The sequence below is a fragment of the Rhodanobacter sp. BL-MT-08 genome (genome assembly GCF_054161255.1).
Genome location: NZ_CP167872.1, coordinates 486784 through 510692, shown reverse-complemented (window position 1 = coordinate 510692; position 23909 = coordinate 486784). Strand labels below are relative to the sequence as shown.

Below are 23909 nucleotides of genomic sequence, written 5' to 3'. Positions count from 1 at the left end.
TGTCTCCGCGACTCAGGCGGCGACGAGTTCGTCGCTCACCGGCTCCGCAAGCGGCGGCACCAGGGCAATGACCGTCCAGCCCGCTTTCGGCTCCAGCTCGCGCTTGGTCGAGGCGACCTGCAGCGAGCCCTTGTCCTCGACGCCGAACATCAGCACGGTATGCGAGCCGTATTGCTCGATGAAATGCGGCCAGTCGAAGGTGGCGCTGAGTTTGGTCGACTTCACCCGCCAGCCCTGATCGAGCATCTCGGCGAAGCGGGCGTGGGTCATCTGCTCGTCGAACAGCGGCGGCGCCAGCAGGCTGCCGGGCAGCGCGGCGCGATCGGTATTTTCCTGCGGACTGAGGTTGCGCAGACGATAGATTTTCTCGCGCCCGAACTCCTGCCGGTAGTGCACGCAGGCAAGCGAATTGCGCTCGCGGTGGGTCGACATGGCCAGCAGCCGACCGATGCCGGTGAGATCGAGATTGCGTTCGGCGTGCGTCGAGGCCGGATTGCCGTAGAACGTGTTGAGGCCATCCATGCGCGCCTGGCGAATCTGGTTCCAGTCGTCGTCGGCCAGCACCACGCGGAAGCCGGCCTCGGCAATCGCCGTACCGATGGTGCGCGCGACTATGTCGGAGCCAAAAATCAGCACGCCGCGCGGCTCGGGCTCGGCGACCTTCAGCCATAGCGCCAGCGGCCGCGCGGTCGCACTCTGCAGCACCACGGTGCCGATGATGAGTGTGAACACCAGCGGCACCAGCGCGTCGCCGCCAGCCACGCCCAGCGCGTTGAGGCGCAGCGCGAACAACGCCGACACCGACGCTGCCACGATGCCGCGCGGCGCGACCCAGCCGATCAGCGCGCGCTCGCGCCAGCTCAGCCCACTGCCCATGCTGGAAACGACCACGGTGATCGGCCGCACCACCAGCTGCGCAATCACAAACAGCGCGATGCCCGCGCCAAGCATACCGGGTGGCAGCGGCCAGTGCAGTCGGGCAGCCAGCAGAATAAACAGCACCGACACCAGCACGGTGGTGAGGTTTTCCTTGAAATCGAGAATGTCCTCGATGTGCACGCCCCGCGCGTTGCCCAGCGCAATGCCCATGATCGTCACCGCCAGCAGGCCCGATTCGTGCGTGAGCGTATTGGACACGCTGAAAGCCAGCAGCACCGCCGCCAGCACGGCGAAGTTCTGCAGGTATTCGGGAATCGCCTGCCGGCGCAGCAGAAAGGCCATGACGAACGCGGCCAGCGCGCCGATCACGATGCCGCAACCGACGGTCGCCAGAAAGATGCCAATCGTGTGACCTTCCTGGTGCGACACGATCGCCTCGTAGATCAGCACGGCAAACAGCGCGCCCAGCGGATCGATCACGATGCCCTCCCAGCGCAGCGTGTTGCCGATGCGCGCGTTCGGCCGCACCGTGCGCAGCATCGGCGCGATCACCGTCGGCCCGGTCACACAGGCCAGCGCGCCGAACAGCAGCGCGATCGACCAGCTCAGGCCGGCCACGATGTGCGCGGCCAGCGCCAGCAGCAGCAGCGACGTCACCGCGCCGTAGCTGACCAGCCCACGCACCACGTGACCGATGCCCGGCAGCTCGTGAAAACGCAGGCTCAGGCTGCCCTCGAACAGGATCAGCGCCACCGCCAGCGACACGATGGGAAACAGCAGGCTGCCGAGCAGCTTGTCCGGGTTGACCAGGCCGGTGACCGGCCCCAGCAAAATGCCGGCCAGCAGCAGAAACAGGATCGCCGGCAGCTTTACCCGCCAGGCGAGCCACTGCGCCAGAAAGCCGATCATCAGCATCCCGGCAAGCACCAGGCCGAGCTCGATAGTCATTCAATGTCCTTGGGATAAGCAGCAGACGCTTATCGGACCATGCACCGGCGGATGCGTCCAGTGAATGCGCCGGCCCGCATCGGGCCTTGTGACGCTAAAACCGGCGGTACTGCAGCGCCTCGGCCAGATGTTCGCGTTCCAGCAGGGCCACGCCGCCGTCCAGATCGGCGATCGTGCGCGCGACCCGCAGCACCCGGTGATACGCGCGAGCCGACAGGCCTAGCCGCTCCAGCGCCGTTTCGAACCAGCGGCGCTCGGCCGGACCCAGCGCGCAATCCCGTTCCAGTTCACGCGTGCTGATTTCGGCATTCGGCCGGCCGGCACGCGCCAGTGACTGCCGCCGCGCGCGAAAGACGCGCTCGCGCACCGTGGCGGAATCCTCGTCCTGTCCGCTGCGCGGGCCGCCGAGGTCGGCCAGCGGCACCTGCGGCACCTCGACGCAAATATCTATTCGATCGAGTAGCGGACCGGAAATGCGCGAGCGGTAGCGCAGGATCTGATCGGGCGTGCAGTGGCAGCGCTGGCGCGGATCGCCGACATAACCGCACGGACACGGGTTCATCGCCGCCACCATCTGGAACTGCGCGGGAAAGGTCGACTGCCGGGCCGCGCGCGAGATCACGATATGCCCAGACTCCATCGGCTCGCGCAGCACCTCCAGCACGTGCCGGCTGAATTCCGGCAGCTCGTCCAGAAACAGCACGCCGTTGTGCGCCAGCGAAATTTCACCCGGCCGCGGATACGAACCACCGCCGACCAGCGCCACCGCCGACGCCGTGTGATGCGGCGCCCGAAACGGGCGGCGGCGCCACTGCAGCAGATCGGTCTGCTGCCCGGCCACCGACAGCACGGCGCAGGTTTCCAGCGCCTCGGACTCGGACAGCGGCGGCAGGATGCCCGGCAGGCGCTCGGCCAGCATGGTCTTGCCGGTGCCGGGCGGGCCGATGAGCAGCAGATGATGGCCACCGGCCGCCGTGATCTCCAGCGCCCGGCGCGCCTGCTGCTGGCCGCGCACGTCGAGCAGATCGGGCCCGTCATACGCGCCGCCGTTGCTCGGCGTGCCGATCGGCGCGGAAAGCTCCTGCGCGCCGCGCAGCCAGCCGCAGACTTCGGCCAGCGTATCGGCGACCCGCACGTCCACGTCCGGCACCAGCGCGGCTTCGGCGGCGTTCTCCAGCGGCACGACCACGCTGCGACCGCGAGCCCGTGCCCGCAGCAGCGCCGGCAACACGCCGGAAACGCTGCGCAGGCCGCCGGTCAGCGCCAGCTCGCCGAGAAATTCGCATTCGTCCAGCTTTTCGCGCGGCACCTGGCCGCTGGCCGCCAGAATGCCCAGCGCGATGGCCAGATCGAAACGGCCGCCGTCCTTGGGCAGTTCGGCCGGGGCGAGATTCACCGTCACCCGGCGATTGGGGTATTCGAAGGCGGTGTTCTGGATCGCCACGCGGACCCGGTCGCGCGCCTCGCGCACGGCGGCCTCGGGGAGACCCACGATATTGGTGGAGGGCAGACCGCCGGAAAGATGCACTTCCACCACCACTTGCGGCGCAGAAATACCTTCCTGGGCGCGGCTGAGGGTAACGGCAAGGCTCATGCGACCAGGATCATGCGATGACAGGTCGCTGGCGCAGTGAGGGGTCGCTCCCGGCTGACATGATCGAGCGACTCCAGATTCAGCAAAAAACTAACCGCCCCCGATCGTTCTCGGGGTGAGGGTGACGGATCGGGGGCGGCTCCCGGGAGATTGGTTGTTGCTAAGTCCCTCGGGTGGCGATGGCGGCCTCAAGTTCGGCCACACGTCGCTCGAGCTCGTCGACCTTCGCGCGGGTGCGGGCAAGCACCTGGCTCTGGACGTCGAATTCCTCGCGGGTGACTAGATCGAGGCGGCGCAATCCCTGCGCCAAAACATCCTGGAAGTTAGCCCGCAAATCCTGTTGCGCATCAGCCAATCCTGGCGGTACCAACGACACAAGTCGCGCGGCAATCTTGTCGATAACCTGCTTATCCATCATGGATAGCGCCTCAAGCTCGTCGGGGTAGATATTAGGTGAACGGAAATCGGGTCTGCCATCGGGATGCTCCGCCAGAAAGTGTAGGGATTGTCCTACAGGCGTCGTGATACAGGCGACAAGCGGCGGGCTGACAGGCAGAATGCCACGTCGCATCCAGCCCGCCTGCCGTGTTTCAGGGCCGAATGCTCTTGGCCAATGCATCTGACGGGGAAACACCATGAAACTGGTTGTGGCGATCATCAAGCCGTTCAAGCTGGACGATGTACGCGAGGCCCTGGCCGAGGTCGGCGTGCAGGGCGTGACGGTATCCGAAGTCAAAGGCTTCGGCCGGCAGAAAGGCCATACGGAGCTCTACCGCGGCGCCGAATACGTGGTCGATTTTCTGCCCAAGATCAAGATGGAGCTGGCGATCACCGATGATCAGCTCGAGCGCGTGCTCGAAGCGATCCAGCATTCCGCCAGCACCGGCAAGGTCGGCGACGGCAAGATCTTCGTCACCTCGCTGGAGCGCGTCATCCGCATCCGCACCGGCGAAATGGATCACGACGCGCTCTGATTCAGCTCCAGCGACACCACCCGGCTTGAGCCTCTATCTGCCGTCGATCACGATCGCCGCATAAATAAGTTTGTGCCGGTTCGCAGGCCGCCCGCGCGCTGGCCGCACGCCACTTATCCCCAGAACCATCCACAACTTGTTGGGTTGACCACGCCCGGCTCACCCGATATGTTGTGTCCGTCGGTACCCGTCCAGACGATGTGTCGGTCGGGCTTAAAAGGGAATCCGGTGTAAATCCGGAACTGCCCCGCAGCGGTAAAGCGGAAACGAACGCCTCTACATGCACTGGCCGTCTGCGGCTGGGAAGCGGGGGCAACTAGGCGGATCGCAAGATCCACGTCCGCAAGTCCGAAGACCTGCCGGCACATCGGGGCGAACGTGCCCCGGTGCGTGGTGACGACTTCCGTGGGGAGGTGCGTCGAGGGGAAAACGCCGCGTGGCGTTCCTTTCGCGACCGTCCAAGGAACTCGCTGCTTCAGGCCCTGCGCGCGGGAGCGGGTGTTTGATTTTTCATGCCCGGAGTCACCGCCATGCAACCTCTCGAAAACGCCGTCAGCGAGCGCAGCGTCGCCCGCGTCGATGCTTTTAACGTTCCCGTCGAAGAAACGCCGATCATCGAATCGACGGCAGTCGAACATGCCAGCACGGCGCCGACCACCGGCGCTGGCGCCGCGGGCTCGGACGAAGCGTTCGCGCTGACGCCGCCACACAACCCGGGCCAGATGCGCGTGACCAAGCGCAACGGCGGCCAGGAGATCGTCGACGTCAACAAGATCGTGCGCGCGGTGACCCGCAGCGCCGAAGGCCTGCACGGCGTCGATCCGCTGCGCGTGGCGCTGAAAACCATCGGCGGCCTGTACGACGGCGCCACCACGCAGGAACTCGACCAGCTGTCGATCCGAACCGCCGCCGCACTGACCGCCGAAGAGCCCGAATATGGCCAGCTCGCCGCGCGCCTGCTCGGTGCCTATATCGACAAGGAAGTGAGTGGCCAGGAGATCCAGAGCTTTTCGCAGTCGATCGTGCGCGGTGCGGAACTGGGCATCCTCAATGAACGCCTGCGCGACTTTGTGGCGCTGAACGCGCGCAAGCTCAACGATGCGATCAATCCGCTGGCCACGCGCCGCTTCGAGTACTTCGGCCTGCGCACGGTGTACGACCGCTACCTGCTGCGCCATCCACAGAAGCGCCTGGTGATCGAGACGCCGCAGCATTTCTTCATGCGTATCGCCTGCGCGCTGGGCGGCAACGAGATCGGCGAAACGCTCGAGCTTTATCGCCTGCTCTCCTCGCTGGAATACATCGCCAGCTCGCCCACCCTGTTCAACGCCGGCACCAATCACGAGCAGCTCAGCTCGTGCTACCTGCTCGACTCGCCGGTCGATTCGCTGGAATCGATCTACGACAAATATGCCGACGTGGCCAAGCTCAGCAAGTTCGCCGGCGGTATCGGCCTGGCCTACACCCGCGTGCGCTCGCGCGGCTCGCTGATCAAGGGCACCAACGGCCATTCCAACGGCTTGCTGCCCTGGCTGAAAACGCTGGACGCCTCGGTCGCCGCGGTGAACCAGGGCGGCAAGCGCAAGGGCGCGGCCTGCGTGTACCTGGAATCCTGGCACGCCGACATCGAGGATTTTCTCGAGCTGCGCGACAACACCGGCGACGATGCGCGCCGCGCACACAATCTCAACATTGCCAACTGGATTCCCGACGAATTCATGCGCCGGGTCGAGACCGACGGCGACTGGTCGCTGTTCGATCCCAAGGTCGTGCCGCATCTGGTCGACAGCTGGGGCGCGGTATTCGAGCAGCATTACGCCAAGGCCGAAGCCGAAGGTCTTGCGGTCAAGAAGGTGAAGGCGCGCGAGCTTTACGCGCGCATGATGCGCACCCTGGCGCAGACCGGCAACGGCTGGATGACCTTCAAGGATCGCTGCAACGCCACCAGCAATCAGACGGCCAAAGCGGACAACGTGATCCACCTGTCCAACCTGTGCACCGAGATTCTGGAAGTCAGCTCGGCCACCGAAACGGCGGTGTGCAATCTGGGCTCGGTGAACCTGGCGCGGCACGTGGTGCGCGCGGCCGACGGCGGCCACGCGTTCGATTTCGAACAGCTCGCCTCTACCGTGCGCACCGCCGTGCGACAGCTCGATCGCGTGATCGATCTGAACTTCTATCCGATCGACACCGCGCGCACCGCCAACATCAAGTGGCGTCCGGTCGGGCTTGGCGTGATGGGCCTGCAGGACGTGTTCTTCAAGCTGCGCCTGCCGTTCGATTCCCCCGAGGCGCTGGCGCTCTCCACGCGCATCGCCGAGGAGATCTATTTCCACGCGCTGTCGATGTCGAACGAGGTGGCGGCGCAGGTCGGCGCGCACCCGGGCTTTGCCGAGAGCCGCGCCGCCGACGGCGAGCTGCAGTTCGACTACTGGCCGCAGGCGCAAACCCACGACAGCGCGCGCTGGGACGCGCTGCGCGAGCGCATCAAGCAGCACGGCCTGCGCAATTCGCTGCTGATCGCCATCGCGCCGACCGCAACGATCGCCTCGATCGCCGGCTGCTACGAGTGCATCGAGCCGCAGGTCAGCAACCTGTTCAAGCGCGAGACGCTGTCGGGTGATTTCCTGCAGGTGAATCGCTATCTGGCCGACGAGCTGAAGGCGCTGGGATTGTGGACGCCGGAGGTGCGCGACGCGATCAAGCTGGCCGAAGGCTCGATCCAGAACATCCCCGCGATCCCCGAACGCCTGCGCGCGATATATCGCACCGTGTGGGAGCTGCCGCAAAAGGCGCTGATCGAACTGGCCGCCGCGCGCGGCGCCTTCATCGACCAGAGCCAGTCACTGAACCTGTTCATGGAAAACCCCAACATCGGCCAGCTCAGCTCGATGTACATGTACGCCTGGAAGGCCGGCATCAAGACCACCTACTACCTGCGTTCGCGACCGGCGACCAAGATCACCAAGACCACGGTCACCGCCAGCCGGACCAGCGCGCCCGAGCCGGGCGTGGACGGTCAGGCGCAGGCCAACGCCGCGGTGTTCTGCTCGCTGGAAAATCCCGAGTACTGCGAAGCCTGCCAATAAGCGCGAGCGCGATCCGGCGTCACCACGCCGGATCGTCGCGACGTCGCGTCAACCATCGTTATTCAGAGGAAGCCATCCATGTCAGCCCACCCCCCACGCCACGCGCAGATTCTCGACCCCGGTTTTGAGCTGACGCTGCGGCCGATGCGTTATCCCGGTTTTTACGAGATGTATCGCAACGCGATCAAGAACACGTGGACGGTGGAGGAAGTGGATTTCTCCATGGATACCTCCGACCTGCGCACGAAGATGTCGCCGGCCGACCGTCACCTGATCCAGCGGCTGGTGGCGTTTTTCGCCACCGGCGACACCATCGTGTCGAACAATGTGGTGCTCAATCTCTACCAGCACATCAATGCGCCCGAGGCGCGCATGTACCTGTCGCGCCAGCTGTACGAAGAGTCGCTGCACGTGCAGTTCTATCTCACCCTGCTCGACACCTACATCCCCGATCCGGCCGAGCGCAACGCGGCGTTCGCAGCGATCGAGACGATTCCGTCGATCCGCCAGAAGGGCGAGTTCTGCTTCAAGTGGATCGACTCGATTCAGCATCTGCAGCGGCTGGAAACGCGCGAGCATCGGCGCCAGTTTCTGCTCAACATGATCTGCTTTGCCGCCTGCATCGAAGGCCTGTTCTTCTATGCCGCCTTCGCCTACGTCTATTACCTGCGCTCGCGCGGCCTGCTGCACGGTCTGGCGGCCGGCACCAACTGGGTGTTCCGTGACGAGAGCGGCCACATGGCGTTTGCCTTCGACGTAGTGCGAACGGTGCGCGACGAGGAGCCGGAGCTGTTCGACGACGCCATGCGCGCCCAGGTCGAGGAGATGATGGAAGACGCCATCGCCTGCGAAACGCAGTTTGCCGATGACGTGCTGTCCGGCGGCGTGGTCGGCCTGTCGGCGAAAGACATGCGCCAGTACCTCGAATACTGCGCCGATCAGCGCTTCGCCCAGCTCGACATGCCGAAGAAATACGGCGCCAGGAACCCGTTCGACTTCATGGACCTGCAGGACGTGCAGGAAGTGACCAACTTCTTCGAGCGCCGCGTCTCCGCCTACCAGGTTGGCGTACAGGGTGAAGTGGCGTTCGACATGGCGTTCTGAACCCGCTCGCGGATGTGTCTCACTTGGCCCATCGATAGTGGATTACCGATGGGCCGTTCAAGCAGACAACCCGACTGGTTCGCCGGAAGTTTCACCCTCGGACCTCTTGCCCAATGGTGTTCCGCAAGAGGCCCGGTTGCATCACAGGGTGGGCGCTGGCCACTTGAGCTGATACTCGGTCGGCGGCGTGTTGCCCGCGAGGTTGCGCACGAAATAGTCCCAGCGTCGACGCGTTGCGTATGCCGTCGCCGCACCGTAGCCGTGATGCACGTTGGGAATCATCAGCATGTCGAAGTCCTTGTTGGCCTTGATCAATGCGTCGACCACCAGCAGGCTCTCGTAAGGCGGCACGTTGTCGTCCAGCGTGCCGTGCACCAGCATCAGGTGACCCTTGAGGTTGGCCGCGTGGTTCTGATTGGCTTGGTCGTCGTAATTGCTCTTGCCGTCCGCGCCGACGATCTGCTCGCCCTGGTATTTCTCGGCCCAGTCGTCCTCGTAGTTGCGGTTGTCGTGGTTGCCGCTTTCGGACCAGCCGACCTTGAAGAAATCCGGATAGCGGAACATCGCATCGGTAGACGCATTGCCACCGCCGGAATGGCCCCAGATACCGACGCGATCGAGGTCGATCCACGGATAGCGCTTGGCCAGGTCGGTGATGCCCGCGACCTGATCGGGCAGCGTGTTGTCGCCCATGTTGGCAAACCAGGTGTCATGAAAGGACTTCGAACGCCACGGCGTACCCATGCCGTCGATGGCCACCACAATGAAACCGAGTTCGGCCAGCGCCTGGTTGTCACCGTGGCTTGGCAGAAAACTGCGCCCATCGACCGAGCCGATCTGCGGGCCGGGATAGATGTAGTCGACGACGGGGTACTTCTTCGACGGATCGAAGTGCGACGGCTTGAACATCATGCCGTACAGATCCGTCTTGCCATCGCGCGCCTTGACGATGATCGGCACCGGCGGCACCCAGCCGGCGGCTTTCAGGCGCGAGATGTCGGCCTTGGCGATGCTGGCGACGGTATGGCCATCGTCGGCGCTGCGCAGCACGGTCACCGGTGGCTCGGTCGGGGTCGACCACGCATCCACGAACAGCTTGTGGTCCGGCGACAGATCGACCGTATGGTCGGCTGCTTCGGGCGTCAGCAGCGTCGGCTGGCCGCCGTCGAGGCCGACCTTCCAGAACTGCTGGTAATACGGATTGACGCCCGGCGTGCGGCCGACGCCACGAAACCACACGGTGCGCGTGGCCGGATCAACCTTGAGCATCTCGGTGACATTGCCCTCGCCCGTGGTAATGGCGTGCTTGAGCTTGCCGGTGTCGAGGTCGTACAGATACAGCTGACCCCAGTTGCTGCGCTCGGAGAACCACACCGCCTCGTGCGTGGCCGGCAGATACGCCCAGTTGGCCATGCCCATGCCGCTTTCGTAGTAGGTCTTGGCGGTTTCCTCGAACACGGTGCGCACCTTGCCGGTGGTCGCATTGGCAATGCGGAACCACTCGTGCTGGTGGTAGCGCGAGGTGGACACGAAGGCGAGCGTCTTGCCGTCGGGCGCCCACTTCACATCGTCCCAGCCACCGTCCGGACCGCAGCTGACGTCGTCGCACAGGGTGGAGCGGTGCTGGTCCGGCGGCATTTGCAGGCGCACGGTTTTATGGCCGGGCACGTCGATGATGACGCGCTCGATCATGGTGACGTCTTTGTCGCCGACCAGTGGGTACTTCCACGACAGCAGCTTCGGATGGCCGACATTGGTGGTGACCAGATACATGTCGCCGGTCTTGCGCTGATCCTGCTGGAAGGTCGCGATCTTGGTCGAGTCGGGCGACCACTCCAGGATCGCGTTGTCGGTGTGCTTCCAGCCGGCGTTGTCGGTGGCGTAGCCGAAATTCTCCACGCCGTCGGTAGTGAGCTGGGTTTCCTTGCCGCTGGCGACGTCGCGCAGCCACAAATTCCAGTTGCGGATGAACGCTTCGGACCTCTTGTCCGGCGACAGCACGCCCGGCTCGCTGCCGGTGTTCTTGCCAGGTTCCACCGCAGCACAGGCGCCGCCGATTTTGACATTGCACAGATAGTGCTTGTCGTGAATCGTGATATCCGCGCGGCCGTCCGCAGCCACGCTGTACCCGCTGATCGGCAGCTTCTTGTCATCGATCGGCTTGCCTGTGGCTTTGCCGAGCGCAGCGGACAGCTTCACCTGATCGAACAGCGGCGTGACCTTGCCGCTGACGGCATCCATCTGCACAAAATGATCGCCCGCGCTGTCGTGATCGCGATACCAGAAGTGGCTGTCGTCCAGCCAGCTGACCTTCTGCACCGAGTGGTCGACCAGCGGCACCGTGTTGTATCGCAGGAAGCGTTCGGCCTGTGCATAGTCGCTGGCGGTCAGCGTACGGTTCTCGGCCGCCACCCCTGACGACACCATGATCAACATCACTGCGCCAGCTCGGCACGACGTGCGGACTATCGAATGCATGCAACCTCCCGGAGATAACCTGGACAGGCGGCCACCGATCGCCGGTCGCCGCCACTCAATCGGACGATGCTAGCGCGTTATCCGGTCGGCTACCCCTGCCATAGGTCCATGCCAGCGCTCGTTTGCTGCAGTCGCAACAAACTACAATGTTGATAGCGTGGAAGCGCGCCCGTTCACTCAACCCGCAGGATGTCATGACCAAGGTTCCCAACGAAGCCCGCCTGATGGAAATGGTATTCCCCGACCACACCAATCACCTCGGCACGCTGTTCGGCGGTCAGGCGCTGGCATGGATGGACAAGGCCGCGTTTATCGTGGCCTCGCGCTATGCGCGGCGCACGGTGGTAACGGCGCGATCCGAAGAGGTGAACTTTCGCGTGCCGGTGCGCAGCGGTCAGCTGGTCGAGCTGGTGGCCAGCGTGGTCAAGGTCGGGCGCAGCTCGATGACGGTGGAAGTGGAAATGACCGCCGAGGATCCGCTCAGCGGCGATCGCCGGGTTTGCACCACCGGCCGCTTCGTGATGATCGCGCTGGATTCCAACGGCTCGCCAACCGCCATCCCGCCGCTGCCGACCGCAGAATAATCCGGGGCGCTTGACGCGGGCCGCGCGCGACGGCCACGCTGGGGATTGCTTTATCTGCGGAGCGCGGCTATGTCCGAGCCACTGACTATTGTCGGCAGCTACATCTCGCCGTACGTGCGCAAGGTGCTGGTGTTTCTGGAGCTGAAAGGCATCGATTACCGCATCGATCCGATCCCGCCGTTCGTCGGCAACGACGAATTTTCGCAGCTCAGCCCGCTGCGCCGCATTCCAGTCATGCGCGACGGCGATCTGCTGCTCAACGACTCCAGCGTGATCTGCCAGTACCTGGAGGATCGGCGCCCGCAAGTGTCGCTTTATCCGGTGGATATCGCCGACCGCGCGCGGGCGCGCTGGCTGGAGGAATACGCCGACGTGGCGCTGGGCGATGCGATCGCAGGCAAACTGTTCTACCAGCTCGGCATCAAGCCGAATCTTTTCGGCGAGACAACCAACGAAGACGTGGTTCGACAGGCGCGCAAGGTTGACCTTCCCGCCGCGCTGGATTACCTGGAAACCCAGCTGCCCGCAGACGGTTTTATTTTCGGCGAGCCGTCGATCGCTGATATCAGCATCGCCAGCTTTTTCCGCATGGCGGGCTTCGTGCGCTACACCATCGATGCCACGCGTTGGCCGCGCTGCGCCGGCCTGGTGGCGCACACGCTGGCGCTGCCGGTGTTTGCCAAGTTGGCCACGTTCGAGGATCGCGCGCTGCGCACGCCGGTGCCGGAGCAGCGCGCCGTGCTAAAAGCCATGAACGCACCGCTGACCGACACCACCTGCGGCGACGCGCCGCCGCGGCGCGGCGTGATCGCCATCGACTGACGGCTTGCGCGTCGATTGAAAACCTAGCGCAGATCGGCCATCAGCTCGACCAGCCAGTCGACGAACACCCGCACGCGTGGCGACAGCTGGCGCTGCGCCGGATACATCACCGACACCGGCATCGGCGGCGGCGGATACTGCGGCAGCACCTCGAGCAGACGGCCGGCTGCCAGATCGGCCGCCACGTTGTAGCGCGGCAGTTGGATCATGCCAAAGCCGGCGCGGCAGCTGGCCGCGTAGATGTCGCCGGCATTCACCGTTACTGCACCAGGCACATCGACGATGCGCAGCTCGCCATCCACCATGAAATCCAGCGGCTGCGCGCGGCCGCTGGTCGGCGACCGCCAGACCACCGCCTGATGCGCCGTCAGCTCGTCGAGCGCCTGCGGCATGCCGTGCTGTTCGACGTAGCCCGCACTGACGCAGGTCACCTGCGACAGCACCGCGAGGCGGCGCGCGATCAGGCCCGAATCGGCCTGTTCGCCGCCGCGCACCACGCAGTCCACGCCTTCATGCACGAGATCGACGTAGCGATCGCTGGCACCGATATCGAGTTCGAGCAGCGGGTAGCGCGCGCGAAAGTCCGCCAGCGCCGGCACGATCACCGCCGTACCCAGCGGCCCCGATAGATCGATGCGCAGCGTGCCGCGCGGCTGCGCCGCCGTGTGGCTGAAGACCGATTCGGTCTCCTCCAGATCCGCCAGCAGGCGCTGGCATCGCGTGTAGTACGCCTGACCGTCGGGCGTGGTGCGCACGCTGCGCGTGGTGCGGATCAGCAGCTGGGTACCGAGACGTGCCTCGAGCTGACGCAAGGCGTGGCTGACCGTGGCGCGGGGAATGCCCAGCTCATCGCCCGCGCGGGAGAAGCTGGCCAGATCCACGATGCGGGTGAATACGCGCATGGTGTCGAAACGATCCATCGCCGCCTCATTGTTAATTTTGGTTGGATAGAGATGCCAATTTACCCGCCTTTATCCAATGGAGGCTACTGAGGACAATGCTTCGAGATCCGTGGTCGCGCGGGCGATCGGGCTCCACGCACCTTCCACGGCCAACACCCTCCCCCATCCAAGGACATCACCATGCAAAAGCGCACTCTCGGCAAAGATATCGGCGGAAAAGCGGCCCCCAGGGTTTCCGCCCTCGGCCTCGGCTGCATGGGCATGAGCGATTTCTACAGCGGCCGCGACGATGTCGAATCGATCGCCACCATCCAGCATGCGCTCGACCAGGGCCTCAACCTGCTCGACACCGCCGACATGTACGGCCCGTTTCTCAACGAGGAACTGGTCGGCAAGGCGATCAAGGGCCGTCGCGACGATGCCTTCATCGCGACCAAGTTCGGCATCGTGCGCGACCCGAACGACCCGACCAAGCGCGGCGTCAGCGGCCACCCCGACTACGTGCGCAAGGCCTGCGAGGGCAGCCTGAAGCGGCTGGGCGTGGACACCATCGACCTGTACTACCAGCACCGCGTCGACACCAGCGTGCCGATCGAAGACACCGTGGGCGCCATGGCCGAGCTGGTCAGCGCGGGCAAGGTGCGTTACCTCGGCCTGTCCGAAGCCTCGGGCGCCACGATTGAGCGCGCCTGCGCGGTGCACCCGATCACCGCGCTGCAGAGTGAGTTCTCGCTGTGGACGCGCGACCCGCAAACCAACGGCATGCTCGACGCCTGTCGCAAGCTGGGCGTCAGCCTGGTGGCGTATTCGCCGCTCGGCCGCGGCTTTCTTACTGGCACGATCCACTCGCCGGACGATTTTGACGCCGACGACTATCGCCGCCACAACCCGCGCTTCCAGGGCGACAACTTCAGGCACAACCTGGCGCTGGTCGATCAGGTGCAGAAGCTCGCCAACGACAAGGGCTGCACGCCGGCGCAGCTGGCGCTGGCCTGGGTATTGGCGCAGGGCGACGACATCGTGGCGATCCCCGGCACCAAGCGTCGCTCGCGTCTGGACGAAAACCTCGGCGCGCTCGACGTCACGCTCAGCCCGGCCGAGCTGAAGGCGATCGAAGCGGTGTTTCCGCCCGATGCCGCGGTCGGCACGCGCTACGCCGAATCGATGATGCACATGGTCAACGTGTAACCCTCATCGATCGATTGGCTTTGCCGGCGTCGCCATCCATCAGGTGCCGCCGGCAAAGCCGTTAAACTGGGCGGCATGAACACGCCCGAACAGTCCCAGCTCGGCCAGAGCACCGTCTACGCCGACCGCTACGACCCCAGCCTGCTGTTTCCGATACCGCGCGCCGAGAAGCGTGCGGAAATCGGCGTGGGCGACGCGCTGCCGTTTCACGGCGTCGATATCTGGAACGCCTATGAACTCTCGTGGCTCGACGCGCGCGGCAAGCCGGTGGTGGCGATGGCCGAGTTCCGCGTGCCGGCGACATCGCCCAACATCATCGAGTCGAAGTCGTTCAAGCTGTACTTGAACGGCTTTGCGCAGGAGCGCGTGGCCGATGCGGCAACGCTTGCGGTCACTCTGACGCGCGATCTTTCACACGCGGCTGGCGCGGATATCCAAGTGCTGCTCAGCGATGCCAAAGCCGCCAGCCAATGCATTGTGGATCTGGACGGCCATTTGCTCGATGACCAGCGCATCGACATTGATCACTACGGGCCGCCTGAGGCGGACTTTCTTCAGGTCGACGCCAACGCGCCAGCCGGGGAAGAAACCGTGGTCTCGCATCTGCTGCGCTCGAACTGCCCGGTCACCGGCCAGCCAGACTGGGGCAGCGTGCAGATCGCCTATCGCGGATCGCCCATCGATCATGCCGGCCTGCTGCGCTATCTGGTCTCGTTCCGCAATCACAACGAGTTCCACGAACAGTGCGTGGAGCGCATCTATGTCGATGTGATGGCGCGCTGCGCGCCCGAGCGGCTGAGTGTCTATGCCCGCTATACCCGCCGCGGCGGCCTGGATATCAACCCGTTTCGCAGCAGCATTCCGGCCAACCCCGCAAATTCACGCGGTGCCCGCCAGTAGAACCGTATGTTTCGGTAATCGGCGCTTCATATCGAGGCCGGTAATCTCGCGTGCTGCGCCAAATAGCTCGTCTGGACTGGCCGCACTGGGCGCGTCACCATGGCCCGCCAGTCATCACGTCATCAACCCTGGAGCCTCACCATGTCATGTTCACCGCGTTCCGCCACGCTGATTAGCGCCACATTCGCCAGCATGCTCCTGCTCAGCGCCTGCGGTAAAAGCGACGCGCCCGCCCCGGCTCCGGCGGCCGCCAGCACCGCGGCACCGGCGCCTGCGCCGGCCGCCACGACGCCCGCGACGGCCAGCACGGCCGTGAAGCCTGCCGCCGCCAGTACGGCAGCCGCCACGGCACCTGCGGCCGCAGCGACCACGGCAGCGGCAGCGCCTGCAACTGCGCCGGCTGCCGCCAGCGCGCCGCTGACGTTCTCCAAACTCACTCTGGGCAACGCGGTCAATAACGACCACCAGGTGACCAAGCCCGGCACCATCTTCGCCACCACTGACAAGACGATCTACGCCAGCGTCGCCACCGACGGCAGCACCAGCGGCGCCAAGCTCAACGCCAAATGGACCTATACCGAAGGCGCCGGCGTGCTGGTCAGCAATATCACCCAGTCGATCGCCACCGATGGCCCGGCCATCACCACGTTCAAGGTGCAGAACCCGGACCTTTGGCCGGAAGGCAAGTACAAGGTCGAAATCTCGCTGGACGGCAAAACCGTCGCCGACCAGGATTTCCAGATCGGCAAGCGTTGATCGGAAGCTTCCGGCAAAAATAAAAAAGGCGCCTTTCGAGGCGCCTTTTTTGTGGCTCGAACAACGCCAGAGAATCATGGTGCGCTCGGCGGGATTCGAACCCACGACCACCGCCTTCGGAGGGCGGTACTCTATCCAGCTGAGCTACGAGCGCGTTGATGAAGCGACCGGGCGGATCAACCGTAAAGGCCTTTCCTGCGGGGAGCGCAGTATAGCCGAGTTGCCACTGGGGTTGGATGGCGCGGCAGGAGGCAGCATTCCGCGCGCGCGAGAAAGGGAGCCATTCCGACAAGGCGACTGGCCGTCGATGTCCATGGCCCTGTCTGGTCGCCAGTGTCAGCGGCCAGACAGGGCGGCCTTGCCGCCAGAGGCGCCGCGTTATTTCTTGGCTTTCATCAGCTCGGTCAGACGATCCGGCTTGCTGGTATCTCGCTCCAGGTGCGGATACATCAGGCCACCGTGGTAATCGATGCGCACCGTCTTGTACTCGTCGAAGTTTTTCACCAGCAGTTCCACCGGCTGGCTGGTGTCCTTGGCCGAGGCGGTGACGGCATCCTTGAGCGCGTCGGGGTTGTAATCGTGGCCGTTCACGGCGATCACCGTCATGCCGGGAGAGATGCCGGCCTTGAACGCCGGGCCGTCCCACAGCACGTCACTGATGTCGCCGCCCTTGCCGATCGACAGGCCGATCGAATAGGTGAGGTCGGCGGAATGACGACGCTCCTCCATCGATTTCACCGCCGCCGATGGCTTGTCGGTATACACCAACTTCCAGCCGTGCGAAGCGAGGCCGCCGGTCAGCGAACCGTTGCCGTCCAGACGCGTGCGCAGGTAGGTCGCCCAGTCGAACGGTGCGACGCCATTGAGCGTCTTGACCACATCATCGAAGGTGTAGGTGTCGACATCCCAGGCGCCGGGATTGACGCCGAAGAAGGCCTTGGCGAAATCGTCGATGCTGCGCTTGTTGCCGGTCAGCTCGCGCAGCTTGCCGTCGACGTCGAGCCAGATCATTTCGCCGGCGACGTAATAGTCCTCGCTGCCCTGGTAATTGCGGTAGGGCAGCGGCGCGCGCTGCGACATGGTCGGGTCGTTGGTGGTGTCCTGCACGTTGCGCCAGCTGGCCAGACCCGGGCGGCCCTTGTCGTAGGTGGCTGCCATGTAGGCGAGCATGTCGTGGCCCTGGTCCATCGTCCACAGGCCCGAGCGGGTGGCCATCATCTGGCCCCAGAACTCGGTCTGGCCTTCGTAGACCCACAGCAGGCTGTCGCCCATCGGCACGTTGAAATTCGGCGTGGCCAGATCGACGCCGCGTCGATATTTGCCGTCCCACGAGTGGTTGAACTCGTGCGACAGCAGGTCGCGCTCGCTCCAGTTCTTGTCCCACTCGGTGAAGTAACCGGTGCCCACACCGTCCTCGCTGGAGCGGTGGTGTTCGAGGCCTTCACCGCCCATCTTGTCGCTCAGCGACAGCAGGAAATCGTAGTGGTTGTAGTGGTGCGCGCCGTAGAGCTTGTACATCTGCTGCACCAGTTCAAGGTGCGCCTTCAGCTGCTCGGGCTTGATCTCCAGGTACTTTGCCTCGTCGGCCACAATGTCTACATGCACCGGCGTGGCCGCGCCCGGATCGAGATCGACGCGCTTGAAATACTTGCCCGCGAACACCGGCGAATCGACCAGGTCGTCGTAGTTGATCGGCTTGAAGTGGATGGTGTCGCCGTCCTTGGAAGCGACCTCTAGCGCGGTGCCCGCCTGCCAGCCGGCCGGCAGCTTGAGGCTGGCCTCGGTGTTGATCTGGCGCGCGAAATAACCTGCCGGATACAGCGTACTGGCGCTCCACTGCGCGTCGAGCATTTCCGGTGTCATCACCACGCGGCCTTCGCGCGGGCTCTGCGGCGTGAGGTATTCGAAGTTCACCTCAAGCGCGCTCACACCCTGCGGCACCTCGATATGAAACGCGTACACGTTGTACTGGTCGCGCGTCCAGTTCAGCGTCTGGCCGTTGGCCTTCACCACCAGTCCGGCGATCTTGTCGATCGGGCCGGTCGGCGAGTGGTTGCCGGGAATCCACTGCGGATAAAGCAGGGTCAGTGGGCCAGCCGCCACCGGAATGGTCTCGTGCACGCGGAAAATCCGGTGCGCCACGTCCGTGCCATCGACGTCGATCTTGATCGTGCCTGGGGCGTACGGCACGTTCTGCGGCGGCGGAATCGGCGGCGGGTTCGCCATGTCGGCGAAGGCGGCGAACGACGGCAGGCCGAGAGCGGCAGCGGCGATGGCGGAAGCGAGACGGGTGACTTTCAATGCGTTCTCCGGAGGCAGGGCAAGATCCCAGTACCGGCAGGGCTGCCGCGACGAGGACTCAAGCCCTTGATGCTAGCGCCCGGCCGCGGCGCTTCACCCATGCCGAAGGTCACGAATGAAGGCAGGTTCTCGCCCCACGAACGTCGGTCAGATGCCGACCTGCTCCAGCTTGCTGTGGCGCATGCCATAAGCGAAATAAATTACGCAGCCGATCGCCATCCAGATCACGAAGCGCTCGTAGGTGATCCAAGGCAGGCCGTAGATCAGCACCGCGGAAAACACGATGCCCAGCGGCGCGGTGAACCAGACCGCCGGGGTGCGGAAGTTGCGCTTTAGCTCGGGCCGGCGCACGCGCAGCACCATGATCGAGGCGCAGATGATGATGAACGCGCTGAGCGTGCCGATGTTCACCAGTTCGGCCACTTCACCGATCGGCAGCAGCCCGGCGACGATGGCGGTAAACAGGCCGAGGATGATGGTCGGCCGCGCCGGCGTGCCGAAGCGCGGGCTGATCTTGGCGAACCAGGCCGGCAGCAGGCCATCGCGCGCCAGCGCAAACCAGATGCGCGCCGCGCCCAACATGAAAGCGAACAGCACGCTGGTCACGCCGATGACGGCGGCAATGGCAATGATAATGCTGAGCCAGTGCAGACCGATCGACTCGAACGCGTCGGACACCGACGCATCGCCGCCGAGATGGCTGTACGGCACGATGCCGGTAAGCACCAGCGACACGGCGATATACAGCACCATGGCTATGGCCAGCGACAGCAGCACCGCGCGCGGCAGGTCGCGCTGCGGATTTTTTGCTTCTTCCGCGGCGGTGGTCAGCGTGTCGTAACCGAACACGGCGAAGAACACCACGCTGGCCCCGGTCAGCACGCCCTGCCAGCCGAAGTGGCCGAGCCCCGTTGTGGCGTCCATGACCCGAGCCGGAATGAACGGATGCCAGTTCGCGGTGTGGATATAGAACACGCCCACGCCCACCACCAGCAGCACGCCGATCACCTTGATCGCCACCACAAAAGTGTTGAAGCGCGCGCCCCACTCGGTGCGCAGTGTCAGCAAAATCGCCACGCCGATCGATACGGCAGCGGCAATCACGTTGAAGCGGTGTCCGTCGCTCGGTGCGGCAATCGCCTGCGCGCCGTGCGTGCCGAACATCTGCTGGAGATAGAACTGCATCGTCTGCGCGCTCATGCTCTGCTGCGCCCATTCGGGCAGATGCACGCCGGCCGAGGCCAGCAGCACCTGCACATAGCCGGACCAGCCGATTGCCACCACCGCCACCACCAGCGCATATTCCAGCAGCAGATCCCAGCCGATGATCCAGGCGACGAACTCGCCCAGCACCGCATAACCGTAGGTGTAAGCGCTGCCGGTCACGGGAATCAGCCCGGCGAATTCGGCATAGCACAGCGCCGCGCACGCACTGCCCAGACCCGCGATGATGAAGCTCAGCGCCACGGCCGGGCCGGCGTTGACCGCCGCCTGCTGGCCGGCCAGCACGAAGATGCCGACGCCGATAATGCCGCCGATACCGATCGCGGTGAGCTGCCACAGCCCCAATACACGGCGGAAATCGCCGCGCTGGCCGACTTCAGCCTGCAACTGTTCTACCGACTTGTGGCGCAGCAGTCTGCTAAGAAAACGCATGTGGTAGTCCCCGGAAACGAACGGCGATCATAGCGAATCGCGCCGCCGTTGCCGCATGGCTTCCGACACGCGCGTCAACGTGCCGATCAGACCGCTGTGGCGCCAGGGTGAACCGATGGGACCAGATGGCTACCGCGTAGCCATGGCAAGACGAGTCCGCTGAGCCCGAATATGGAGGCGATCGCCGCAACCATATAGCCGTCCAAATGGACGATACCGAACCATCTTCCGCTCAGCGCCGGCACCAGCGCCGTTGCCGCGACCCGCGCACCTTCGAGCCAAAGCCCTGAAATCCGACCTTCCATCAGCATGCCCAGCACGCACAGGCTGGCGACCAGATAAGCCGCATAACCCAGGAGAAGCGGCAGCGAGCCGGTGGGCACCAGCGCGAGAAAATGCATCGACATGCCCAGCAGCAAGGCAAACTGCACGATCAGATACGCGGTAAGGCCGCGCGACATCGGCGGGTCATAGCGCGGGTGATCGATATCGAAGGGCGGCTTGGGAAAGCGCGCCGCCACGTCGGCCGGTCGCCAGCCTGGCGGACGAAACCACAACTGAAGCTTGTCGCGCCAGCGCTCGGCGTGCCACGCGTCCTGCGCCATCGCCCAATAGACCTCGGCATTGGCCCACAGCGGGTTCCAGCTCTGCAGGGGCGAACGCGTGCCGAACACCGTCGGCTCGCGGTCGTCCTCTTCAGTAAACGTACCGAACAGCCGGTCCCAAAGAATCAAAATGCCGCCGTAATTCTTGTCGAGGTAGCGATCGTTGACCGCGTGATGCGCTCGATGATTCGACGGCGAGCAAAACACCCGATCGAACCAGCCGAGCTTGCCGATCTCCCCGGTATGCACCCAGAACTGGTACAGCAGGTCGATCAGCGCCACGATCACGAACACTTCCACCGGATAACCCAGCAGCGCCATCGGCAGGTAGAACAGCCAGCCTAGCAGCACGCCGCTGCCGGTCTGGCGCAACGCGGTGGTGAGGTTGTAATCCTCACTCTGGTGGTGCACCACGTGCGCCGCCCACAGCACGTTGACCTCGTGCCCCATGCGGTGCAGCCAGTAATACAGAAAGTCGTAGATGAGCAGCGCGCTGAGCCAAACGGCGAGGCTGTTAGCCGGCAGACGCAACAGCGCCAGATGCTGCGCACACCATGCGTACATGCCCACGCTCAGCAGCTTGGTGAATACGCCAATGATCTGCGAAATCACCCCAAGGCCGAGACTGTTGATGGCATCGTTGCTGCGATACGCCCGGTGCCCGCGAAGGCGCGCCACGATACATTCGATCGCGATCAGTACAAAGAAGGCCGGAATGGCCCAGGCCATGATGCGTTCGGGCGTCATTGGGTTGTGTTCCGCCTCTTCTGTCGGGAAAAATCCAGCACGCGATGGCGACGCGGGCGGCAATCCGTCCGCTATCGATCATCGGTGATAATGATAGTCCCGTGCGTGCCGCCGTACGTGTTGCAGCGCCACAGGTCTCCCCGCGCTCCCGTTGCCACCAAACTGCAATAGGTATTGCGCAGCATGTCTGGTTGTCTTGCCGAATCCACGAGGTCCTTCATGTTCCGTTCCACCCTGCGTCCGCTGCGCCTGCTGGCCGGCTGCCTGTTGTTCGCCGCCATACCGTTGGCACCGGCCCTAGCTGCTCCGCCCGCTCATGGCGCGATGCCACCACACCGCGTCATCGTGTTCGTCTGGGACGGCATGCGTCCGGATGCGATCAGCGCCGAGGACACACCGAATCTGCTGGCGCTGGGCGCGCGCGGCAGCGTGTTCGAGGACAACCACTCGACTTACCCCACCTTTACCATGGCCAACGCGTCGAGCTTCGCCACCGGCGCCTTTCCCGGCCCGATCGGCTTCTACGGCAACCACTTCTGGGCGCCGGGTGCCAGGGGCTCGGATGCAAAAGGACAGGCGGTGGATTTCCAGTCGCCGATCTTCACCGAGGACTACGCCATCCTGCGCGACCTCGACGCGCATGATGGCCACGCCCTGCTGGAACTGCCCACGCTGTTCGCCACGGCCCGCAAGGCGGGCCTGAAAACCGCGCTGATCGGCAAGTCCGGCCCGGCGTTTCTGCAGGACTACAAACTCGCCAACGGCGACGCCTCGAACAGCGGCCTGCTGCTTGACGAAAACACTGCGCTGCCGCTGGCCTTCGCCAAAGAGCTGCAAAAGGCCGGCGTCGCGCTGCCGAAAAATACGGCCAACACCTACCCGGCAAACCAGCTGAACCTCAGCGAGGAAAACGACTCGCCGACCGAGCAGGGCAAGATGCTGACCCTGAAGGACGGCGCCAGCTCCGATGCCACCGCCGGCGCCGACACCACGCCGGCCGCGGCCAACGCCTGGATGATGAAGGTGTACCTCGAGCAGGTGCTGGCGCAGCACCGCCCGGATCTCAGCATCGTGTGGCTGCGCAACCCGGATACCACCGAACACCAGTACGGCGTGGGTTCGCCGGAGTTTCATCTGGCGCTGAAAGCGCAGGATGCCCTGCTCGGCCAGCTCGAGGAGAAGCTCAAGGCGCTGGGCATGGATCAGACCACCGACATCGTCGTGGTATCCGACCACGCACACAGCAATATCGCCGGGCCGCGCGACCTGTTTCCGCTGCGCCAGATCAACGATGGCCGCGTCACCACCATTGACAACGACTGGGGCTACTCCGTATCCGGCGGCGTGCGTCTGGCCGACGAGCTGACCAAGGGCGGCTTCACCGCCTTCGACGGCAGCGGCTGCGTGTACGCACCCGTGATGAGCGGCCTGAAAGCAGACGGCTTACAGCTGCACCCGACCCGCTTCGACGACGACGGCCGCCTCTGCGGCAAACCCGGCCCCTATACCACGCCGAGCTACAAGCTGCCGGACGAGCTGCCCAAAGATGCCCTCGTGATCGCATCGAACGGCGGCACCGAGTACCTCTACCAGCCCGAGCACAACGTGGCCCTGGTCACGCGCGCGGTGCGTTTTCTTCAGTCGCGTGAATACGTGGCCGCGGTGTTTGTGGCCAAGCGCTACGGCAACATCCCCGGCACGCTGCCGGCCGAGAACGTGCATCTGGAAAACGCCGCGCGCGGGCCGGACATCATCATCAGCTACGCCTGGGACGCGAACGCAAAAATCCAGGGCTTTCCCGGTACCGAATACGCCAGCCAGTCGAACGAGCGCGGGGAGCACGGCAGCTTCAGCCGTATAGACGTCCACAACACCTTGCTCGCGGCCGGCCCGGACTTTCGCCAGGGCTTTCAGGACACGCTGCCGAGCGGCAACGTCGATCTCGCCCCGACCATCGCGGCGCTGATGCAGCTGAAACTTCCCACAGCGCAGGGTCGCGTGATGCACGAGTCGCTTACCGGCACGCTCGCCCAGCCTGTCGGGGCCTACAAGGTGATACCGACGTCCCTGCGGCCGGCAGAGCCGGCGACTGGCCTGACGATGCAGCGCGTCGACGGCTCGCCGCTGCCCGCCAGCCAGTTCGATTTCGTGCTGCAGATGAAGCAGCTGCAGATGGACGGCAAGACCTGGACATATTTCGATCAGGCCAGCCCCGAGCGGCATTGACGTATTATTGGCGGGGTGCTGCGCGATCTTTTCGATCGTCCACCCAGTGTTCCCACCGGAGCGTGTTTGATGCGGCGGCCACCCTGGCGTCCGCTTGCAACGCGCCGGCACCGTTCCATCGCATAGCCGAGGCCTTGCGATGGAACGGATGAAGAA

General features: G+C 64.6%; 17 protein-coding genes, 1 tRNA gene and 1 riboswitch. Of the genes, 9 read left to right on the top strand and 9 right to left on the bottom strand.

Annotation, left to right across the window (positions count from 1 at the left end):
• Nucleotides 1–12: 12 nt before the first annotated feature.
• The 3 genes from ACDK93_RS02045 to ACDK93_RS02035 form a co-directional block, all read right to left on the bottom strand.
• Nucleotides 13–1827, bottom strand: coding sequence for a cation:proton antiporter (locus tag ACDK93_RS02045; protein ID WP_458070925.1), 1815 nt, complete (start codon nt 1825–1827; stop codon nt 13–15).
• Between the two features lie 94 nt (nt 1828–1921).
• Nucleotides 1922–3421, bottom strand: coding sequence for a YifB family Mg chelatase-like AAA ATPase (locus ACDK93_RS02040; RefSeq protein WP_458070924.1), 1500 nt, complete (start codon nt 3419–3421; stop codon nt 1922–1924).
• 160 nt (nt 3422–3581) lie between these two features.
• Nucleotides 3582–3839, bottom strand: coding sequence for an accessory factor UbiK family protein (locus ACDK93_RS02035; protein ID WP_458072320.1), 258 nt, complete (start codon nt 3837–3839; stop codon nt 3582–3584).
• A 217-nt stretch (nt 3840–4056) separates the two neighbouring features.
• On the opposite strand from ACDK93_RS02035, the gene glnK reads away from it, so the two are divergent.
• The 3 genes from glnK to ACDK93_RS02020 all read left to right on the top strand — a co-directional run bounded on the left by glnK (nt 4057) and on the right by ACDK93_RS02020 (nt 8588).
• Nucleotides 4057–4395, top strand: coding sequence for a P-II family nitrogen regulator (glnK, locus tag ACDK93_RS02030; RefSeq protein WP_179478304.1), 339 nt, complete (start codon nt 4057–4059; stop codon nt 4393–4395).
• A 187-nt stretch (nt 4396–4582) separates the two neighbouring features.
• Nucleotides 4583–4773, top strand: a riboswitch (cobalamin riboswitch).
• 152 nt (nt 4774–4925) lie between these two features.
• Nucleotides 4926–7484, top strand: a complete 2559-nt coding sequence (locus ACDK93_RS02025) for a ribonucleoside-diphosphate reductase subunit alpha (RefSeq protein WP_458070923.1) — start codon at nt 4926–4928, stop codon at nt 7482–7484.
• Nucleotides 7485–7562: 78 nt separating this feature from the next.
• Nucleotides 7563–8588, top strand: a complete 1026-nt coding sequence (locus ACDK93_RS02020; RefSeq protein ID WP_458070922.1) for a ribonucleotide-diphosphate reductase subunit beta — start codon at nt 7563–7565, stop codon at nt 8586–8588.
• A 141-nt stretch (nt 8589–8729) separates the two neighbouring features.
• Here the strand turns inward: ACDK93_RS02020 and ACDK93_RS02015 are convergent, their stop codons facing one another.
• Complete coding sequence (locus ACDK93_RS02015) at nt 8730–11066, bottom strand: DPP IV N-terminal domain-containing protein (protein ID WP_458070921.1); 2337 nt, start codon at nt 11064–11066, stop codon at nt 8730–8732.
• A gap of 194 nt (nt 11067–11260) precedes the next feature.
• Between ACDK93_RS02015 and ACDK93_RS02010 the strand changes: the two genes are divergently transcribed.
• Complete coding sequence (locus ACDK93_RS02010; RefSeq protein WP_458070920.1) at nt 11261–11650, top strand: acyl-CoA thioesterase; 390 nt, start codon at nt 11261–11263, stop codon at nt 11648–11650.
• Between the two features lie 69 nt (nt 11651–11719).
• Nucleotides 11720–12472, top strand: coding sequence for a glutathione S-transferase family protein (locus ACDK93_RS02005; RefSeq protein WP_458070919.1), 753 nt, complete (start codon nt 11720–11722; stop codon nt 12470–12472).
• Nucleotides 12473–12495: 23 nt separating this feature from the next.
• Here the strand turns inward: ACDK93_RS02005 and ACDK93_RS02000 are convergent, their stop codons facing one another.
• Nucleotides 12496–13392, bottom strand: a complete 897-nt coding sequence (locus ACDK93_RS02000) for a LysR family transcriptional regulator (protein WP_458070918.1) — start codon at nt 13390–13392, stop codon at nt 12496–12498.
• Between the two features lie 162 nt (nt 13393–13554).
• On the opposite strand from ACDK93_RS02000, the gene ACDK93_RS01995 reads away from it, so the two are divergent.
• The 3 genes from ACDK93_RS01995 (at nt 13555) to ACDK93_RS01985 (ending at nt 16218) form a co-directional block, all read left to right on the top strand.
• Complete coding sequence (locus ACDK93_RS01995; RefSeq protein WP_458070917.1) at nt 13555–14562, top strand: aldo/keto reductase; 1008 nt, start codon at nt 13555–13557, stop codon at nt 14560–14562.
• A gap of 75 nt (nt 14563–14637) precedes the next feature.
• A complete protein-coding gene (queF, locus tag ACDK93_RS01990; protein WP_458070916.1) occupies nt 14638–15462 on the top strand; it encodes an NADPH-dependent 7-cyano-7-deazaguanine reductase QueF in 825 nt (274 codons plus the stop codon).
• Nucleotides 15463–15603: 141 nt separating this feature from the next.
• Nucleotides 15604–16218 (top strand): hypothetical protein, encoded by a 615-nt coding sequence (locus ACDK93_RS01985; RefSeq protein ID WP_458070915.1) that lies wholly within the window; start codon nt 15604–15606, stop codon nt 16216–16218.
• Nucleotides 16219–16295: 77 nt separating this feature from the next.
• Here ACDK93_RS01985 and ACDK93_RS01980 read toward each other — a convergent pair.
• The 4 genes from ACDK93_RS01980 to ACDK93_RS01965 form a co-directional block, all read right to left on the bottom strand.
• Nucleotides 16296–16372: transfer RNA gene (locus tag ACDK93_RS01980), tRNA-Arg, on the bottom strand.
• 224 nt (nt 16373–16596) lie between these two features.
• Entirely contained in the window at nt 16597–18519 is a 1923-nt protein-coding gene (locus tag ACDK93_RS01975) for a M61 family metallopeptidase (RefSeq protein WP_458070914.1), read from the bottom strand.
• A 147-nt stretch (nt 18520–18666) separates the two neighbouring features.
• Entirely contained in the window at nt 18667–20175 is a 1509-nt protein-coding gene (locus ACDK93_RS01970; protein WP_458070913.1) for an amino acid permease, read from the bottom strand.
• A gap of 86 nt (nt 20176–20261) precedes the next feature.
• Complete coding sequence (locus ACDK93_RS01965) at nt 20262–21527, bottom strand: sterol desaturase family protein (RefSeq protein WP_458070912.1); 1266 nt, start codon at nt 21525–21527, stop codon at nt 20262–20264.
• Nucleotides 21528–21746: 219 nt separating this feature from the next.
• Between ACDK93_RS01965 and ACDK93_RS01960 the strand changes: the two genes are divergently transcribed.
• Nucleotides 21747–23753, top strand: coding sequence for an alkaline phosphatase family protein (locus ACDK93_RS01960; protein ID WP_458070911.1), 2007 nt, complete (start codon nt 21747–21749; stop codon nt 23751–23753).
• The last annotated feature ends 156 nt before the right edge of the window (nt 23754–23909 follow it).

Coding starts and splice junctions, on each gene's coding strand:
- glnK (WP_179478304.1), top strand. CDS start 4,057: ATGAAACTGGTTGTGGCGATCATCAAGCCGTTCAAGCTGGACGATGTA.
- ACDK93_RS02010 (WP_458070920.1), top strand. CDS start 11,261: ATGACCAAGGTTCCCAACGAAGCCCGCCTGATGGAAATGGTATTCCCC.
- ACDK93_RS02000 (WP_458070918.1), bottom strand. CDS start 13,392: ATGGATCGTTTCGACACCATGCGCGTATTCACCCGCATCGTGGATCTG.
- queF (WP_458070916.1), top strand. CDS start 14,638: ATGAACACGCCCGAACAGTCCCAGCTCGGCCAGAGCACCGTCTACGCC.
- ACDK93_RS01970 (WP_458070913.1), bottom strand. CDS start 20,175: ATGCGTTTTCTTAGCAGACTGCTGCGCCACAAGTCGGTAGAACAGTTG.
- ACDK93_RS02005 (WP_458070919.1), top strand. CDS start 11,720: ATGTCCGAGCCACTGACTATTGTCGGCAGCTACATCTCGCCGTACGTG.
- ACDK93_RS02025 (WP_458070923.1), top strand. CDS start 4,926: ATGCAACCTCTCGAAAACGCCGTCAGCGAGCGCAGCGTCGCCCGCGTC.
- ACDK93_RS02040 (WP_458070924.1), bottom strand. CDS start 3,421: ATGAGCCTTGCCGTTACCCTCAGCCGCGCCCAGGAAGGTATTTCTGCG.
- ACDK93_RS01995 (WP_458070917.1), top strand. CDS start 13,555: ATGCAAAAGCGCACTCTCGGCAAAGATATCGGCGGAAAAGCGGCCCCC.
- ACDK93_RS01960 (WP_458070911.1), top strand. CDS start 21,747: ATGTTCCGTTCCACCCTGCGTCCGCTGCGCCTGCTGGCCGGCTGCCTG.
- ACDK93_RS02020 (WP_458070922.1), top strand. CDS start 7,563: ATGTCAGCCCACCCCCCACGCCACGCGCAGATTCTCGACCCCGGTTTT.
- ACDK93_RS01965 (WP_458070912.1), bottom strand. CDS start 21,527: ATGACGCCCGAACGCATCATGGCCTGGGCCATTCCGGCCTTCTTTGTA.
- ACDK93_RS02015 (WP_458070921.1), bottom strand. CDS start 11,066: ATGCATTCGATAGTCCGCACGTCGTGCCGAGCTGGCGCAGTGATGTTG.
- ACDK93_RS02045 (WP_458070925.1), bottom strand. CDS start 1,827: ATGACTATCGAGCTCGGCCTGGTGCTTGCCGGGATGCTGATGATCGGC.
- ACDK93_RS01985 (WP_458070915.1), top strand. CDS start 15,604: ATGTCATGTTCACCGCGTTCCGCCACGCTGATTAGCGCCACATTCGCC.
- ACDK93_RS02035 (WP_458072320.1), bottom strand. CDS start 3,839: ATGATGGATAAGCAGGTTATCGACAAGATTGCCGCGCGACTTGTGTCG.